General features: G+C 30.0%; 14 protein-coding genes. 9 read left to right on the top strand and 5 right to left on the bottom strand.

Annotated elements, in window-relative coordinates; all coding sequences use genetic code 11:
• Nucleotides 1–31: 31 nt before the first annotated feature.
• Nucleotides 32–1,201, top strand: a complete 1,170-nt coding sequence (locus KPL54_RS12695; RefSeq protein ID WP_216106900.1) for a transglutaminase domain-containing protein — start codon at nt 32–34, stop codon at nt 1,199–1,201.
• 18 nt (nt 1,202–1,219) lie between these two features.
• Here the strand turns inward: KPL54_RS12695 and KPL54_RS12690 are convergent, their stop codons facing one another.
• The 3 genes from KPL54_RS12690 to KPL54_RS12680 all read right to left on the bottom strand — a co-directional run bounded on the left by KPL54_RS12690 (nt 1,220) and on the right by KPL54_RS12680 (nt 3,287).
• Entirely contained in the window at nt 1,220–1,576 is a 357-nt protein-coding gene (locus tag KPL54_RS12690) for a tetratricopeptide repeat protein (RefSeq protein ID WP_216106899.1), read from the bottom strand.
• 183 nt (nt 1,577–1,759) lie between these two features.
• Nucleotides 1,760–2,560 carry an ABC transporter permease gene (locus KPL54_RS12685; protein WP_216106898.1) on the bottom strand — a complete coding sequence of 267 codons (801 nt, stop codon included), beginning with the start codon at nt 2,558–2,560 and terminating at the stop codon, nt 1,760–1,762.
• Nucleotides 2,544–3,287, bottom strand: a complete 744-nt coding sequence (locus KPL54_RS12680) for an ABC transporter ATP-binding protein (protein ID WP_253203459.1) — start codon at nt 3,285–3,287, stop codon at nt 2,544–2,546. Before KPL54_RS12680 ends, KPL54_RS12685 begins: the two co-directional genes overlap by 17 nt.
• Nucleotides 3,288–3,789: 502 nt before the next feature.
• On the opposite strand from KPL54_RS12680, the gene KPL54_RS12675 reads away from it, so the two are divergent.
• A complete protein-coding gene (locus tag KPL54_RS12675) occupies nt 3,790–8,070 on the top strand; it encodes a 2-hydroxyacyl-CoA dehydratase (protein ID WP_216106896.1) in 4,281 nt (1,426 codons plus the stop codon).
• A 1,055-nt stretch (nt 8,071–9,125) separates the two neighbouring features.
• On the opposite strand, the gene KPL54_RS12670 is transcribed toward KPL54_RS12675, so the two are convergent.
• Both KPL54_RS12670 and KPL54_RS12665 read right to left on the bottom strand, forming a co-directional pair.
• Nucleotides 9,126–10,058 carry a permease prefix domain 1-containing protein gene (locus KPL54_RS12670; RefSeq protein WP_216106895.1) on the bottom strand — a complete coding sequence of 311 codons (933 nt, stop codon included), beginning with the start codon at nt 10,056–10,058 and terminating at the stop codon, nt 9,126–9,128.
• 1 nt (nt 10,059) lies between these two features.
• Nucleotides 10,060–10,380 carry a PadR family transcriptional regulator gene (locus KPL54_RS12665; protein ID WP_216106894.1) on the bottom strand — a complete coding sequence of 107 codons (321 nt, stop codon included), beginning with the start codon at nt 10,378–10,380 and terminating at the stop codon, nt 10,060–10,062.
• 194 nt (nt 10,381–10,574) lie between these two features.
• Between KPL54_RS12665 and KPL54_RS12660 the strand changes: the two genes are divergently transcribed.
• The 7 genes from KPL54_RS12660 (at nt 10,575) to KPL54_RS12630 (ending at nt 17,774) form a co-directional block, all read left to right on the top strand.
• A complete protein-coding gene (locus KPL54_RS12660) occupies nt 10,575–10,946 on the top strand; it encodes a hypothetical protein (RefSeq protein ID WP_216106893.1) in 372 nt (123 codons plus the stop codon).
• A gap of 126 nt (nt 10,947–11,072) precedes the next feature.
• Nucleotides 11,073–11,960 (top strand): fructose bisphosphate aldolase, encoded by an 888-nt coding sequence (locus KPL54_RS12655; protein ID WP_216106892.1) that lies wholly within the window; start codon nt 11,073–11,075, stop codon nt 11,958–11,960.
• 297 nt (nt 11,961–12,257) lie between these two features.
• Nucleotides 12,258–12,926: a response regulator transcription factor gene (locus tag KPL54_RS12650; RefSeq protein ID WP_216106891.1), complete on the top strand. Its 669-nt coding sequence runs from the start codon at nt 12,258–12,260 to the stop codon at nt 12,924–12,926.
• Nucleotides 12,913–13,965, top strand: a complete 1,053-nt coding sequence (locus KPL54_RS12645; RefSeq protein ID WP_216106890.1) for a sensor histidine kinase — start codon at nt 12,913–12,915, stop codon at nt 13,963–13,965. The genes KPL54_RS12650 and KPL54_RS12645 overlap by 14 nt, the downstream gene beginning before the upstream one ends.
• 76 nt (nt 13,966–14,041) lie before the next feature.
• Complete coding sequence (locus KPL54_RS12640) at nt 14,042–14,797, top strand: ABC transporter ATP-binding protein (RefSeq protein ID WP_216106889.1); 756 nt, start codon at nt 14,042–14,044, stop codon at nt 14,795–14,797.
• The gene (locus KPL54_RS12635; protein ID WP_216106888.1) at nt 14,797–16,818 is read left to right on the top strand and encodes an ABC transporter permease; all 2,022 of its coding nucleotides are present in this window, start codon (nt 14,797–14,799) and stop codon (nt 16,816–16,818) included. Before KPL54_RS12640 ends, KPL54_RS12635 begins: the two co-directional genes overlap by 1 nt.
• 140 nt (nt 16,819–16,958) lie before the next feature.
• Nucleotides 16,959–17,774: an aminoglycoside N(3)-acetyltransferase gene (locus KPL54_RS12630; protein WP_216106887.1), complete on the top strand. Its 816-nt coding sequence runs from the start codon at nt 16,959–16,961 to the stop codon at nt 17,772–17,774.
• The last annotated feature ends 129 nt before the right edge of the window (nt 17,775–17,903 follow it).

Raw genomic sequence — 17,903 nt, 5'->3', positions numbered from 1 at the left:
AAGATGATACGAATTAAAGCAGGTGATAGTATTGTTTAGGCAACCCGTAAGTATGATTTTGCTATTATTATTTATATACCCAATAATTAGAGGGTTTATATCTAAGTTTTCATCGGAATATTTAAAAGGATCTATTGAAGGCGTATTTCAAAGCTTTTCTTTTTTGTTTTCTTTGTGTTTAGGCATTTATTACACTAAAAAAATATTTATTCAACATGATGAAGGTATGTATGCAAACATATATAAAAATATACCGCCAAAGGCTATAGAATTTATTAATAGTAATCCATTGGTAATTTATATATTGCTTATGCCACTTTTGATAATGATAATTTACAGCATCATAACTTTTGTTGTTAATATTATTGCTCATATCACTCTTTATCCTTTATTTGATACTATAGAGAATAAGTTAAAGAAAAAGAGTATTTTATTTAATAGAATTGTTGGTGCAATATTTCAAGTGCCTAAAGCAATTTCTTATGTAATTGTTATTACTTTTGTATTGAATTTTATGTCACTTCTCAATGTAGCGGATACATATAATAAGTATTTGGAAGAATCACAAGCATACAATTATATATCAAAGGAAGTAGTAATTCCTCTTACTAATTCGAAACTTGCGAAAAAACTTCCTAATATCGTTAATAATTCATTTACGATAGTTGTGAAAGATCCTTCTACACTTGCGCCTAATGTACAAAATAATAAGAAACAAGGTATTGTTTATTACAATGGTATTACACTAGAGCAAGGAGTTAAGTCTAATGATGAGATAAATAAGTTCGCTATTAACTTAGCTCAAGGTAAAAATGGTACGAGGGATAAAGCCAAGGCTATATACAAGTGGGTAGGTAGTGAGATAGTTTATAGTGATGAAAAAGCAAATAGAGTATTAAATAATGATACACAAATGACATCGGGGGCCATCCCAACTTTTGATTCTAAAAGTGGAATATGTTTCGATTATGCATGTCTATACGTCGCTATGTGCAGAGCTAACAATATAAAAGTTAGAATTATAACTGGTCAAGGGTTTAATGGAAGTAATTGGGTTAGTCATGCTTGGAATCAAGTATATATAGCAGGTGAGAATAAGTGGATTAATGTAGATCCTACATTTTTAATTGGAGGAGACTATTTTGATACTAAAAGATTTACTATAGATCATAAGCAAGAGAGCATAGCTGGAGAATGGTAAAAGAAGAGCTACCTAAAATTAGGTAGCTCTTTTATAACTTTTTAATAATAAATTAATAGCCTTTTCACAATCTTCATCATCATTATTTAGTGACCAAGCGGTATTAAAATAATATAATGCTTTTGGTTTGTTAAAACACATGGCATAACAGTAAGCTAAGTTGAAAAAGTATTTGCTTTCACGGCGCAGTGATATAGCAGCATGAAATAAAGGTATTGCATTTTCATATTTTTTTAGGTGAATAAAACATACTGCACTGTTATAAAGTGCGCCGGCCTCATTATCTTTCATTTCAGCAGCTTTCTTATATAGAGATATTGCTCTATTATAATCTTTAGTATTGTAGATATCGTTAGCTTTTTGAAAGTATTCCATTATTATCCTCCTTATGATTCTTAAAAGAATTACAAATTTGTTATCCTAAATCTCATGAAAATAAAATTAATATTAGATCACTATTAATTTAAATGAGACTAATATGGACAGCACTACATTGAATTGGTCATTCAATATAAATACTGTCCAAGGGTTTAATTTATATTCATTATAAGTAAAATTTCATTTGTTTTTAAAAACCACTTTTCTCTCAATAAATGCCACCATCTCATACATAAGGTAAGCTAATATTGCGAGTATTACTATGCTCATCATTACCATATCTAGCTCGGAAACTTGACCACCATAAATTATTAAAAAACCTAAACCTTCTTTAGCTACTAAGAATTCACCCATAATTACACCGACCCATGATAGCCCTACGTTTATTTTAAGTGCAGAAATGAGAGTAGGAATAGAAGCAGGAATAATTAGAGTAATTAATATTTGAAGTTTTGAGGCACCAAAGGTCTTTAAAAGTTTTATTTTATCTTCATCCACTTCTCTAAAGCCACCTAGGATGCTTATTATAGTTACAACTATTGATATTAAAAGAGCAATTACTATTATTGCTTTTATACCATTACCTACCCAAAATATAATAATAGGTGCAAGAGCTACTTTAGGCAAAGCGTTCAATACAATTAAATATGGGTCTAAAACTTTGGATACAAAATCGGACCACCACAATAGTACTGCGATAAGGGCACCTAAAATTGTTCCAAGTAAAAAACCTGTTATGGTTTCAAAACATGTTACCCAGATATGAGTTAAAAGTGTTCCTTCATTATATATCTGTATAAATGATGTAAACATTTTCGAGGGTGTACTTGTTAGGAATGAATCTATCCATTTGAGTCTGCCGGCTATTTCCCAAAGACTAAAAAATATTATTAATATTATTATCCTTGTAAAAATAATAATGTATTTTTTTCTTTTTACATCTTTAATATATTTTTTCTGTTCATCACTTTGAATCAGCATTATTATTCAACTCCTTCCAAATTTCATTGAAGTAAATACTAAAATTTGGAGCCTCTCTACGTTTTAATGGATAAGAAAAGTTTTCACCAAATTCTAGTGTCACGTGTTTAACAATTACAGCAGGGCGTTTAGAAAGGATAATAATTTCATCGGACATAGCGATGGCTTCTGCAATGTCGTGTGTTACCATTATTGTGGTCTTTTTCTCTTTTTTTATAATTTCATAAACCTCATCACTAATGTTTAATCTAGTTTGATAGTCTAAAGCTGAAAAAGGTTCATCTAAAAGAAGTAATTCAGGACTTAAAGCTAAGGTTCTAATTAAAGCAACCCTTTGCCTCATGCCTCCAGATAATTCTCTAGGGTGATGGTCTCTAAATTCCCAGAGATTATAACTTATTAGAAGTCTTTTTACTAATTCCTTATTGGCAGCTGTAATAGAATGGTTAATTTTAAGGCCTAGAAGTACATTGTCCCATATAGTTAGCCAGTCAAACAATTGATCCTTTTGAAACATGTATCCGATTTTTAAAAAACTTACGCTATCAGCACTACTATTGATTTTAATTTCTCCGGATGACGGAGAAATTAAGCCTGCTATTATATTTAATAGCGTAGATTTTCCGCAACCAGAAGGCCCTACAATACTTAAAAAGTGACCTTCTTGTACACCAAAAGAAATATCTGCTAGGGCAGGAGTTTCAGCAGTTAAGGAGTGGTAATTCATACATATATTATTAATTTCTACTTTAATCACTTTATCATCCCCTCAAAGTTATAGTTTAGTATATGAGGGCTTATATTGTATTGTTAACGAACATTTTAGAATATGACGATAAATGGTATTAAATCAAAATTATAGTTATTAAGTATTTTTACAAGAATAGAAAATAATTGACATTAGTTTCTAAAATAATTAAACAAAAATAGGTTGAAAATATCATATTTATTGAGTTATAATATTATATACTAGTTTTTTAATTTTTATTTTACGTTGTTGATATGTAAAATAAATATTAGAATGATATAATTAATGGAAAGAATATGCTAATAAGTTGCGATTTTGAGAATAAATTATGTTTTTGAAGAATAAAAATATATAAACTAAAAATAGGATATATGAAAGAAAAATTTTAAAAAATAATGGGTTTATATCAAGACGCATAAATATATATAATAGATTTTAGAAACAAAAATAAATCGAACTTGCGAGGAAAGAGAAGATGATTATGAGAAATATATTACACGTTGGGTTAGACGTAGGATCTACTACTGTTAAGATAGTAGTGTTAGATGAGCAAGAAAAAACGATTTATAGCAAGTATCAGAGACATTTTTCAGATATTAAAAGTACAATCGCAGAGCTTTTAAATGAAGCTTATAATAATTTTTCAGAGGCCGATATTACTATAGTTGTAACGGGATCTGGTGGACTAGCATTAGCTAAATGGTTGAATATACCTTTTATTCAAGAAGTAATAGCAAGTACTTATGCAATAGAGAAAATTATACCGAGAACTAATGTAGCAATAGAACTGGGTGGAGAAGATGCAAAAATAATTTATTTTGATGGAGGAATAGATCAAAGGATGAATGGATCTTGTGCTGGAGGTACAGGGGCATTTATTGATCAAATGGCATCCCTTCTCCAGACGGATGCAACTGGACTTAATGAATTTGCCAAAAACTATAAGACTATATATCCAATAGCTGCTAGGTGCGGCGTTTTTGCAAAGACAGATATTCAGCCATTATTAAATGAAGGTGCTGCAAAAGAAGATATTGCTGTGTCAGTTTTTCAGTCAGTAGTTAATCAAACCATTAGCGGACTCGCATGTGGTAGGCCAATTAGAGGTAATGTTGCATTTTTAGGTGGACCATTATTTTTCTTGTCTGAGCTACGACAAAGGTTTATCGAAACTTTAAAACTTACAGAGAATCAAGTTATTTTTCCAAAAGATTCTCAGCTATTTGTAGCAGTAGGTGCTGCAATGTCTTCAAAGGATAATAGTACTATTTCATTTGAACATTTAAAAAATCAGCTTCCAAAATTGATGGAAGCGACAAGTAATGATGTTCGTAGATTTAGGCCCCTTTTTGCAGATGATAATGAGCTACAGGTTTTTAATGAAAGGCAAAGCAAGTATAAGGCTAAAAGACGTGAACTTGAAGGGTATACTGGAAATTGTTATTTGGGCATTGATGCAGGTTCTACAACAACTAAAGTTACACTTATAGATGAAGAAGGGGCGATTTTGCACTCTTTTTATGGCAGTAATGAAGGTAATCCATTGACTTCAGTTAGAAAAGCACTAAAACATATATATTCTATAATACCTAAAGGTGTTACTATTAAAAATTCAGCAGTGACAGGTTATGGCGAAAAACTAATAATGGCAGCATTGAAGGTGGACATTGGGGAAATTGAAACCATAGCTCATTATAAGGCAGCAGAATTTTTTATGCCTGGAGTAGATTTTATACTAGATATTGGTGGACAAGATATGAAATGTCTAAAAGTAAAAAATGGAGTAATTGATAGTATAATGTTAAATGAAGCTTGTTCATCTGGTTGCGGTTCTTTCATAGAAACATTTGCTCACTCTTTAAATATGGAAGTAGCAGAGTTTGCAGAGGTGGCATTAAAGGCTAAAAGGCCAGTTGACTTAGGTTCAAGGTGCACTGTATTTATGAATTCGAGAGTTAAGCAGGCTCAGAAGGAAGGGGCTTCTGTAGGTGATATATCTGCAGGACTTTCTTATTCGGTAATAAAAAATGCACTTCAAAAGGTTATTAAAATAAGAGATCCAAAAGACATGGGCAAAAAGATAATAGTTCAAGGGGGAACTTTTTATAATAGTGCCGTACTTCGCGCTTTTGAGATTATTTCAGGAAGAGAGGCTGTAAGACCAGATATTGCAGGTCTAATGGGTGCATTTGGTGCATCACTTATTGCAAAAGAAAGAGATGAAGAAGGCAGAGTTTCTACATTATTATCGTTAGAACAATTGGACAACCTAGCTATCGAGACAACCATGGGAAGATGCAAGCAGTGTGCTAATCAATGTGTTCTCACAATTAATAAATTTGATAATGATCGGGAATTTATATCTGGTAATCGCTGTGAAAAAGCACTAGGACTTAGTAACAAAAAAGAGGAAATACCTAATGTCTATGATTATAAATATAAAAGAATATTTAATTATATTCCACTAAAAAAAGAAGAAGCGAAAAGAGGAACAATAGGAATTCCAAGAGTGCTTAATTTATATGAAAATTATCCGTTTTGGTTTACTTTCTTTACGAATTTAGGATTTAGAGTAGAGTTATCCCAAAGATCATCTAAAAAGGTATACGAAATGGGAATAGAAACAATTCCATCAGAGTCTGCTTGTTACCCTGCTAAAATTGCACATGGACATATAATGAGCCTTATAAATAAGGGCATAGATTTAATATTTTATCCTTGTATTCCATATGAAAAAAAAGAAAGAAAAAATGCGGATGATCATTATAATTGTCCTATAGTAACTTCATATCCTGAGGTAATAAAAAACAATATGGATATATTAAAAGAAAGAAATGTTAGGTTCCTTAATCCGTTTATTTCTTTAGATAATAAGAAGGCACTAGATAAGAGATTAGCAGATGAACTAGTTAGTTTTGGAATTAGCAAAAAGGAAGTTGTTATAGCGGCTGAGCTAGCATGGACTGAAACTGAAAAGGTTAAATTAGATATTAGAAATAAAGGTGAAGAAGTTGTAGAATATATTAGGAGAACAGGGAAAAGGGGTATAGTACTCGCTGGCAGACCTTATCATATAGACCCAGAAATTAATCACGGGATTCCAAGTGTTATTACTGATTTTGATATGCCGGTACTTACAGAAGATTCTGTGGCTCATTTAGGCATTATTGAAGGGCCTTTAAGAGCGGTGGATCAGTGGGTTTATCATTCTAGGTTATATGCAGCAGCAAGTTTTGTATCAAAAGAGCCCAATATTGAACTTATTCAACTAAATTCTTTTGGATGTGGACTTGATGCAGTAACATCAGATCAGGTTGCTCAAATACTCGAAGATAATGGTAAAATATATACAACTTTAAAAATTGATGAGGGTAATAATTTGGGAGCAGCAAGAATTAGAATTAGATCTTTAAAAGCTGCACTTTATGAAAGAGATAAGAATGGTGTATTGCCAAGCAAAGTACAAGAGCCTGATAAAAAAATTATATTTACAAAAGAAATGAGAAAGAAACATACAATTTTATGCCCACAAATGTCGCCTATACATTTTCAATTTTTACAGGAAGCCTTTAATTCATCAGGATATAATCTACAAATACTGCCATCAGTAGATACTAAAGCTGTAGATGAAGGATTAAAATATGTAAACAATGATGCTTGTTATCCTACAATAATAGTTGTTGGGCAACTAATTGCTGCTCTTAAGTCAGGCAAATATGATGTAGAGAATACATCTGTTATAATCTCTCAAACCTGTGGGGGATGTAGGGCAACAAATTACATTGGATTCCTTAGAAAAGGGATTAAGGACGCAGGTTTTCCACAGGTACCAGTTATATCTTTAAATGCTGCTGGACTTGAGAAAAATCCAGGTTTTAAATTTAGTTATCCAATAATTAAGAAATCATTTATGGCTTTAGTTTATGGTGACTTGCTTATGCGAGTACTATACAAGGTTAGGCCTTATGAAGTTGTAGAAGGCTCAGCTAATTTGCTTTATGAAAAATGGGTAAAAGTATGCAAGATAGCAGTAGCAGAAGGAAAAAATAAAGAGTTTAAAAACAATATAACTGGCATTGTCTCTGAATTTGATCTTTTAGAAATTAAAAATATTATTAAACCTAAGGTAGGACTAGTTGGAGAAATTTTAGTTAAATTCGATCCCATAGCTAACAATAATATTATAGATGTTATTGAAAAAGAGGGTGGAGAGGCAGTTATGCCAGATTTAATTGACTTTTTCTTATACTGTGCTTACGATGCTGACTTTAAATATAAGTATTTAGGTAAAAGTAGAACTGATAAAATAATAAATAATGTGGCTATTCAATATATAGAAAGTTATAGAAAACATATGAAATTAGTTCTTGAAAAGAGTAAAAGATTTACTCCTCCAAAAACAATACAGGAATTAGCGGCTATAGCATCTCCTATTATATCTTTAGGTAATCAATCAGGAGAAGGCTGGTTTTTAACAGCTGAAATGGTTGAACTTATTGAAAGTGGCACAAAAAATATAGTTTGTGTACAACCTTTTGCTTGTCTACCTAATCATGTATCAGGTAAAGGAATGATTAAGGAATTAAAGAGAAGAAATAAAGGTGCTAATATCACGGCTATAGATTATGATCCAGGTGCAAGTGAGGTAAATCAAATTAATAGGATTAAACTTATGATGTCTATTGCTTTTAAAAATCTTAAGAGTGAAGAAGAAATAAAAACTGCTTATGATGAGGCAGCTAGTGACAAAAAGGAAGACTAAAAAGTATAAATTTCTCCTGGGTGAATTGCAACCGAACTCGAAACTAGAAATTGCATTAAGAAATTCTAATCTTTTGCTTGTATAAAATCCCCTAACTCTCACACTCGACGTCCTATCTCGGGTTCGCTAGACTGCCGTCCTGGCAGTCTTACGGGGATTTTACACTCGCAAAAGAAGAATTACTAAATGAAATTGCAATAGTTTTGTCATTTCTAGTTGCAAGTCACTCCGGAGAAATTTCATATTTCATTACTCCGCGTTCATCCATGATTCTTATAGGCGGTAGCCTGTAATATTAGTTTATGTAATGAAAAAAATTGTAATCAGACTAAAGGAGGGACATAACAATTAATATTTGTTATGTCCCTCCATTTAAGAATATTAGTGGATTTTGAAACTATTAGCACTCCATATATTTTAATCCCGGAGGGATGATTTTATTCTATTCTAAAGCATTTAAAAATGAGTAGCATTTTTTAGCTTCTACGTTTTTATGTTTTAACCTAGGCATTTCTTGACTTTGCTAACAAGATTATACTAGTTTTTTTCAAGACTCTTTAATGCAGGATGTAGGGTAATAAAAAGATAACATAATTTATATTTATTTAAATAATAAATATAAATTATTATAATAAGGAATTCTAATCTTTTGTTCTTGTAAAATTCTCAACCTCTGGGTAGTCCTCTGTGGCGCGTAACAATTCTTAATTGTTACGTGCTCTCATTCGGCATTCTGCCTCAGGTTCACTAGACTGCCGTCCTGGCAGTCTTAAGGGGATTTTACATTCGCAAAAGGAGAATTATTAAATGGAAATTTAATTATCATTTCGTTTCTTGTTGCAAGTTACTCCTAAGAAAATTGTTGTTTAGTAGTGTGAAAGATGGCATATAACGAGTGTTACAAAATCTTAGTTTGTGTAATTAAAATAAATTAGGAATTATAAGGCTTGTTCAAATGCATTATACGCAATATATACTTTTGTTAGCATAATCCAAGAAAAACATCAAAATTATCATTATTGTTGATTGAGAGTAGGAGAGGGCTGAGAGACCTATTATAATAGGCTTTCTATTCCTTTTTTCTTTATATGAAGGATTAATCTAATACAGAGTATTATTAGAATCACAAGTCCTATATTAGGAATTACTAAATTGTTGTTGATTACCATGAAAAATATATTTTTACTCACATTTGTAATATCGGAACCAAGTATACCGATTATTATCTTTCTTAATACGTAAAATCTATTTGGAATTAGTATATACATTATTATAAATAGTATTGATATAATAAATAAAAACGTAGAGGTAATAGTAGTATTATAATTATTTTTCAAATTAAGAGTTACTTTGTTCATTACATATTTAGTAATGATAACAGAACATGATGTTAACAATATAAAACTCAAAATATATATCCAATTAAAAATATATGTATTAAGTAAAGAAAAATCATATACACCTGTAATGCTACTAACAATTAAAATAAACAAGGACATAAATATTTTTTCGATTATGAAGAACTGTATATTAATACTAATTATATTTTTAACCTTGTTTTTATTGTTATTTACTTTTTTATTTACGAATATAAATGAAGTAAGTGTAACCACTATAGCCATGTCTATATAATAAAATATAGAATCAAAAATTTGGCTAAAAAATGTTACATATGAAAGAATAAAAATAAAAACGAAATATACTAAGAACATGCCTAATAAGCATTGAATCCGTTCTTTAACTGTAAAATCAATGTACTTATTATGTGAAGGTAAATTTTTTTTAATACTATTTCCTATAAAGTTGCTTTCGCCAAAGTCTCTAATTGATAATTTAATTGCATCTTTTTCAGATAGTCCTTTATTTAAATATTCATTTTCTAAAAGCATGAGATGGTCTCTAATCTCAAATTCCAAATCTTTTTTATCGCATTCATTTATACCTCTCTCGTTTAAAAGTTCTTTAATATAAGCATTAAATGTGTCCATATTACTCCTCCTTAAAAATATTAATTAAACTCGTTACTTTATTCCATTGATTTATTTTTTCATTTAATGTTATTTTCCCTTCATCAGTAATCTTATAATATTTTCGTTTACCTGACAGTTCATTTTTTTGCCAGTACGATTCTACTAGTTTTTTTTCTTCTAGTCTCTTTAATGCAGGATATAATGTACCTTCTCCCATAGCATATGTACCCTCGCTTTTACTCTTAATACATTTTGCAATTTCATAACCATAGGTATCTTGATTACTAATTATAGAAAGTATAAAAATATCAATGCTACCCTTCATTATTTCTTTATCCATAAAGTCACCTCCGTACATCGTATTACTACTTAAAATTAGTTTACCACCATATGCATCGTATTACAATGGTAAAAAATAAATATAAATTATTATTATATGGTTTAAAATCAACAAATGTAACATAAGTATTATTAAGCTACATAGAAAAAAGGCATCAATATCAATATGTGATCAAATATTATGGGGGATGATAAATGGTGGTCAAGGAGAACAAAGAAAGGGGAGTGGGGTTAACAGTAATTTTATTGGTATTAATAGTAGTATATAGCTTAAGTATACTAGATAATTTATATTCTTTTTCAAGACAACCAGGAGGATTAATGAATGCCTATGCATTAAGAACAATAATTTTAGCTTTAATTCAACTTATAGGTTTTATACTAATGTTTAGCTGGAAGAAGTTAGGCTGGTACTTATATATCTCTGCTTGCTTGATTTCAATAGTAACAGGTTTTATAACTTCTTCTAGTTTTATATTAGGTGCGATTATGTATATGGTAGTTATAATAATATTATCATTAATGTTATATTATTTTATATGTCCAATATGGAATAGCATGGAATAGTGTAGTAAAAAACACGGTGTTCTAAATTCCTTATTTATGGAAATATTGTTGTATATCTGTACTTAATAAGTGTTATAATGTAATTAAAGATATTACTTAGTAATAAAAATGAAAGGGGATAATTATATGAATAAGGAACAAATGGACCAAATGCATGCTGGAAAAGGATTTATCGCTGCTTTAGACCAAAGTGGGGGAAGTACTCCTAAGGCACTTCTGCAGTATGGCATTTCGGAAGAACGTTTTTCAAATGACGAAGAGATGTTTAATTTAGTACACGAGATGAGAACGCGTATTATAATGAACCCTACATTCAATTCAAAGCATATTTTGGGTGCTATTTTATTTGAAAATACTATGGATCGTAAGATTGGTGATAAATTTACTGCAGATTTTCTTTGGGAAAACAAAAGGGTCGTGCCTTTTCTAAAGATCGATAAAGGGCTGGCTGAAATGGAAAATGGTGTTCAACTCATGAAGCCGATTCCAAATTTGGAGGGACTCTTAAAACGGGCGAGTGAAAAAAATGTTTTTGGGACAAAAATGCGTTCAGTTATTAAAGAAGCCAATTCAGAAGGAATTCGAAAAGTAGTTGAGCAACAGTTTGATATTGGCAAGAAAATATTTGAAGCTGGGTTAGTTCCAATTATCGAACCAGAGGTCGATATCCACAGCAGGGATAAGGAAAAATCAGAAAAAATATTAAAATCTGAGATTTCTAATCAATTATCACTCCTTGACAAAGATGTCAAAGTAATGCTTAAACTTTCAATACCAACGGAAGATAACTTCTATTATGATTTAATGGATAATCCACATGTTGTACGTGTTGTGGCTTTATCAGGAGGGTACACTCAAAGTGAAGCAAATGAAAAACTTACGCATAATCATGGACTGATAGCTAGTTTTTCCCGTGCATTATCGCAAGGATTGACTGCAAAGCAAACAGATAAAGAATTCAATTTGATGTTATCCAATTCAATTGGAACAATTTATGATGCATCTATCAAATAATGTAGATATTTATTCCGAAATTTAATCTATTAAATTAAATTAGTCTGCTATAAGAGTATAAGTTAACAATGATAGTTCATACTTTCTTATATTGGCAATCAAGACTGTACTTAAAATAGTACAGTCTTTTTGCTATATCATTAAATTTAAATCTTCTTGTGCCTTTTTATTTTTTTGAAGGTGCTTTAGTGGAAAATTTGACGACAATTATTAAAGTATCCTTAATTTCAAATATAATCTTAACACTTTAAAAAATGGTATAATTAGCATTATAAATATAAAATTAGGAGATTAACTATGAATAAAGTTTTAATAATAGAAGACGATTTAAAATTAAAAAAGTATATGCAGGAATATTTAAATGCTTATGATTATAAGACTATTCTCTTAAATGATTTCGACAATGTATTAGAAGATGTTCAGCATATAGAGCCTAATCTTATAATATTAGATATTAACCTTCCAACTTTTGATGGTTTTTACTTTTTAAAGATCATTAGAAATAAATCTAATGTTCCAGTAATTATTGTTTCAGCTAGAAGTGAAGAGGGTGAACAAATCAGAGGAATGGAGCTAGGGGCAGATGATTATATAACAAAGCCTTTTGGTATGGGCATATTACTTGCAAAGGTAAATGCTGTGCTGCGAAGAACAAATAGTGTTGTTGTTACTGAAGATTTTAATATTTGCGGATTAACTTTGAACAGTGATAGTATGAGGCTAATGTTTGAAGAAAAGATAGTAGAGCTTAGTAAAAATGAATACAAATTACTAAAGTTATTTATGAGTAATTGTGGAAAGGTTATAACTAGGGAACAATTGCTAGAAACATTATGGGATGACACGGATTTTATTGATGATAATACCTTAACGGTGAATATAACTAGGGTTAAAAAGAAACTTAAAGATTTGGAAACTAAAAATTCAATTGTTACAAAACGAGGAGTAGGTTATGTGTTTAACTAAATTAATATTAGTGGTTTTGAAAAAAGAAAAAGCTGCCATAAATATATATTTACTAAATACTGTAGTTTTAGTGAGTTTTTATTATTTAATATTTAATAGTAGAGAAATTATATATCCTATAGCTGTAAGCTTATTCTTCTTAATGATTTTCATTATTTATAAAATTATTGAGTATAACAATTTCTATATAAGAATTAATGAAGCTAAAACAAGTCCGAATTATAAGGGCAAATTTGATAATAATGTAGAAGTTTTTGAAGTTATCAATGAAATACATGATAACTATATCAATAAGTTTTATAAAATGAAAAACAGAATAAAGGAAAGAGATACCCTTATGGCTCAATGGGTTCACAATATGAAAACATCTATAACAGTTATAGATTTAGCCTCTGAAAAGGGTCTAAATCATTATAAGCGGTGTCGTAATACTGACGGTGTATCTTCTGAAATACCCTTAAAAGATTTAGAAAATAGTGATTTTATTTATGATATATTGGAAGAGAATAAGAAGTTGCAGGATAACTTAGAGGAAACACTTAATTTGTTTAGACTAGATGAATTTTCAAAAGATTATATTCCTGAGAAAGTTAACCTAAGGGAGCTCGTAAATAGTGCTGTTAATAATAAAAAAAGAGAATTTATATATAGTAAAGTATACCCAAAGGTTATTATAGATGAAAAATATTATATATACACAGATAAAAAGTGGTCAAAGTATATGTTAGATCAGATAATAACTAATGCAATAAAGTATTCAGAAAAAGAAAATAGCTACGTTACCTTTAGTTTAGTGGAAGATGATAATTATATAACATTATATGTAGAAGACAAAGGGATAGGTATAAGGAAAGAAGATATATCAAGAGTATTTGAGGCTTTTTTTACTGGAAGTAATGGTAGAAATAATAAGAAGTCATCAGGGATTGGGTTATATATGGTTAAGCTTGTAGCTGATGAATTAGGTCATAAAATCAATATAAAGTCTAATGTAGGAGAAGGAACTATAGTAGAAATTAGCTACCTTTCAAAATTGTAAGGTTAAGTAATGTTTTTCAATTAGAGAATAAAGACATTAGATTTATACTTAAATTACAATAAAGGAGTGGATTTATATGGAAATATTACAAATTAAAAAACTTACTAAAGTTTATAATGCTTTTAAAGATGCGAAGGAAGTTATAGCCCTTAATGAGGTAAGTTTTAATGTGGACAAGGGTGAGTTTATAGGGATAATGGGGCCTAGTGGAAGTGGGAAAACTACGCTATTAAATATATTATCTGGTATAGATAAAGCTACATCAGGAGAAGTTCATATTAATGGGCAAGATATTATTAAAATGAAAAAGGATGAGCTAGCTTTATTTAGAAGAAGGAAGGTTGGCTTTATATTTCAAGATTTTAATCTTTTAGATAGTTTAAACGTTAAAGAGAATATATCATTTCCTTTAATAATAGATAAAGTAAATCCAATAGAAATAGACCGAAAAGCTAAAGATATTATGAAGTACCTAGGTATAGAAGATCTGCAGAAAAAGTACCCTTATAATATATCAGGTGGGGAAAAACAAAGAACAGCAGCTGCTAGAGCACTCATATGTGAACCTTCAGTTATATTTGCAGATGAACCAACAGGTAATCTGGATTCAAAGTCTTCCAAAAGTATAATGACAACTTTTAAGAATATGAATGAGGAAAAAAGTGCTACAGTAATCATGGTAACCCATGATGCATTTGCAGCATCTTTCTGCAAAAGGATAATTTTTATAAAGGATGGGTCTATAAAATTAGAAATAATATCAGATGGTGATAGAAACAAATTCTTTGATAAAATTCTAGAAGCACAAAGTGTTATAGGAGGGGAGCAATAATGACTTTTTCTTCTATAATCATAAAGAACATTAAGTTTAATTTCAAAAAATATATAGCTTATTTTATAGCTAATAGCTTTATTATCGCTGTTCTATTAATGTATGGTAGTTTAGCGTTTAGTAAGGAATTTATAGAAGGTTCTAAGGCAAATGGTTTAACGGATAACGTAATGACTATGTTGATGCTCATGATTATATTTTCAATTGTCTTTATTTCCTATACAACTATATCCTTTATAAGATATAGGGGAAAAGAATTTGGAGTATATTTGACTTTAGGGGTTACTACTAAGGATTTAAGGAAGATATTATTTATTGAAAATATTCTAATACTGTTTGCGTCGATGGTAACCGGTATGATTGTTGGAACCTTGTTTTCTAGGCTATTTTATATGATAATAGGTAAAATACTTTGGATTGATAATTTTAGACCTAGCCTAAATATAAAGACCTATTTTATGTGTTTAGTTATAGCGTTAATCATTTTCTTGATAAATTCAATATTTCAACTGATATTTGTAGGAAGGCTATCAATAATAGAACTTATAAAATCCTCTTCTAAAGCAGAGCTAGGTAAGGGTAATTATATAATTGGAACAGTAGCTTTGATAGCATTAATAACGGTGTTGTATCTTTTTCCTAAAGTAATGAGGCATGAAATATTTAGAACAAGTGGAACTGCACAAATCATAATGATAATTATGATAACAACAATAATAGCACCTTATTTTATAGTAGGATCATTAATATCTATGGTAAATATAGTGCTTATGAATTTTAAAAAGACATACAATAATAATCTTTTAGTATTATCTAGTGTGCAGCATAAATTTATATCTTATAAAAGTGTTATTTATTTAGTTTTGATATTGGCATCAGCAGCTATTACTTTAATAAGTATGAATTATAGTATGTATGCCACAATAGAAGAAAATACAAATAATAGGCATCCTTATGATATTAGCTTTATACAAAATATTAAACTTAACAAAATATCAGAGCAGGAGCTTAAAAACATAGTAAAATCTAGTGGTGGAGAAATAAAGCAGCAGAAACTTTTAGAAAACATTGATCTTATGGATTGCTGGTCTTATGAAGGTAAGGTTATGGTAGGTAGAAATATTTCTGTCATAAGCCAGAAAAATTACAATAACCATATGGGGACAAATGTGGTTGTAAATAAGGGAGAACTAGTACAGGTATCTAACTCTAATACAGATAATAAGTTTAAAGATAGTGACATAATTATTAATTTCAATGATTTGTCTAAACAAAAAGAACAAATTGCTAAGATTGAAAAAGATAAGAATATAAGTATAAAAACATTTTTAGCTACTATGGATAAAGATAGTTATATATATGTTAATAAAAGTAAAAATAAATATATAGAAGGAACATATACTAACGAATCTTACTCAGTAGATTATTCAAGAGGAACAGCTCTTATAATTAATGATGAAGACTATAAAAGAATAAAAGAGAAGTTAGGACCACAAGTTATTTCTTATGACCATTTAATTAAATTAAAAGACCCTAAGGATTATAAAAGCTTTAATAGTATCTCAAGTGAATTAAAGAGATTAAATCACGGAGATGAGTCTTTAAAACCAGCATTTAAACAGCAAATGTTAGAAGAAAATATAAGTGATAGTGGCTTTATGCTTTTCTCAAGTTTATTTTTAGGAATGATGTTTTTAATAGCCAGTGGAGTGGTTTTGTATTTCAAGGTATTAACCGGTGTTGATGAAGAAAAGGAAAGAGTGAAAAAATTGGTTCAATTAGGCATGACAGATAGTGAAATATCAAAGGTTTTAACAAAGGAACTGGCAATAATCTTTTTTACCCCAGTAGTTTTAGCTGTTAGTTTAATAACATATTTTTTATCAATAGTATTTGGAGTTGTACCAAATGGAGATTATATGTTTAATAAATCACTCTGCGTGTTTGTTGCTTATATAGTTTTACAAATGGTAGCTTTCTTTATTACAAGGGGTAGGTACACTCGCGAAGTAGTTGGGTAGTATTATTTTTTAATTCATTTATGTAATAGATATTATTAGTAGTATAATTAAGCAAATATACTATTTCCTAGTAGTGAAATATTGTTTTATATGTATGAAAATAAAAGTATTAGGGAGTAATTAGAAAAGGAGTAAAATAAATGAGTGAAGAGAAAATAATTAATACAACAAGAGAACCTAATACTATTAATACTATTTATCAAGATTTGATGAGACTTGGCATAAATAATAGTGATATATTATTAGTTCATTCATCGTTGTCAAAATTAGGATGGGTTTGTGGTGGGGCCCAGACTGTAATAACTGCATTAATGAATGTTGTGGGAAGTGACGGAACACTGGTTATGCCAGCTCATAGCGGAGAGTGGAGTGACCCTGCGCAGTGGTGCAACCCATCTGTACCAAAAGAATGGATACAAACAATATATGATAATATGCCAGCATTTGACCCTGAAATCTCACCAACACGAGGAATAGGGCGCATTTCAGAATTGTTTAGAACATTTCCTAGCACAATACGGTCAAATCATCCACTTGTATCATTTAGTGCAAATGGAAAAGAGGCAATGCATATTATTGAAAATCATCCATTGGCTCCACAACTGGGTATGGATTCACCTCTTGGCAAAATGTATAATTTAAAAGCAAAAGTTCTTTTACTAGGAGTAGGATATAATTCTTGCACCAGTTTTCATCTTTCAGAATCACTTATAAATGAAATGCCTAAAGAACATGTGGGTGCCGCAATATTTGAGAATGGTGATAGGTGCTGGAAATGGTTTGAGGATTATGAGTATGATACAGAAGATTTCATGCTAATTGGAAAAGACTTTGAGGATAATTATAATGTACAAAAAGGCATGGTTGGTAATGCAGAATGCACGTTATTTGAAATGAAAGATGGAGTTGACTTTGCTAAGTCATGGTTAATTAAACATAGATTTGCTGCTAGATAGGATATTTATATAATTGAGAGATGTTTGCTTTATATGACAGAGATTTGAAAAGTTTTTGCGTCGCAAAGTCATATAAAAAAACATACAATTAGGGTATAATAATTAGTGAAAGAAGAATAGATACAAATG

The organism is Clostridium estertheticum (assembly GCF_018861295.1).
Taxonomy (GTDB): domain Bacteria; phylum Bacillota; class Clostridia; order Clostridiales; family Clostridiaceae; genus Clostridium_AD; species Clostridium_AD estertheticum_D.
The sequence above is the reverse complement of the archived record's forward strand: the minus strand, read 5'-3'. Positions and strand labels throughout refer to the sequence as shown.

Excerpts from the sequence above, each read along its gene's own strand:
- KPL54_RS12665 (WP_216106894.1), bottom strand. The coding sequence starts at position 10,380 with ATGGATAAAGAAATAATGAAGGGTAGCATTGATATTTTTATACTTTCT.
- KPL54_RS12635 (WP_216106888.1), top strand. The coding sequence starts at position 14,797 with ATGACTTTTTCTTCTATAATCATAAAGAACATTAAGTTTAATTTCAAA.
- KPL54_RS12650 (WP_216106891.1), top strand. The coding sequence starts at position 12,258 with ATGAATAAAGTTTTAATAATAGAAGACGATTTAAAATTAAAAAAGTAT.
- KPL54_RS12655 (WP_216106892.1), top strand. The coding sequence starts at position 11,073 with ATGAATAAGGAACAAATGGACCAAATGCATGCTGGAAAAGGATTTATC.
- KPL54_RS12645 (WP_216106890.1), top strand. The coding sequence starts at position 12,913 with ATGTGTTTAACTAAATTAATATTAGTGGTTTTGAAAAAAGAAAAAGCT.
- KPL54_RS12680 (WP_253203459.1), bottom strand. The coding sequence starts at position 3,287 with ATGAATTACCACTCCTTAACTGCTGAAACTCCTGCCCTAGCAGATATT.
- KPL54_RS12660 (WP_216106893.1), top strand. The coding sequence starts at position 10,575 with ATGGTGGTCAAGGAGAACAAAGAAAGGGGAGTGGGGTTAACAGTAATT.
- KPL54_RS12675 (WP_216106896.1), top strand. The coding sequence starts at position 3,790 with ATGAGAAATATATTACACGTTGGGTTAGACGTAGGATCTACTACTGTT.
- KPL54_RS12630 (WP_216106887.1), top strand. The coding sequence starts at position 16,959 with ATGAGTGAAGAGAAAATAATTAATACAACAAGAGAACCTAATACTATT.
- KPL54_RS12670 (WP_216106895.1), bottom strand. The coding sequence starts at position 10,058 with ATGGACACATTTAATGCTTATATTAAAGAACTTTTAAACGAGAGAGGT.
- KPL54_RS12685 (WP_216106898.1), bottom strand. The coding sequence starts at position 2,560 with ATGCTGATTCAAAGTGATGAACAGAAAAAATATATTAAAGATGTAAAA.
- KPL54_RS12640 (WP_216106889.1), top strand. The coding sequence starts at position 14,042 with ATGGAAATATTACAAATTAAAAAACTTACTAAAGTTTATAATGCTTTT.
- KPL54_RS12690 (WP_216106899.1), bottom strand. The coding sequence starts at position 1,576 with ATGGAATACTTTCAAAAAGCTAACGATATCTACAATACTAAAGATTAT.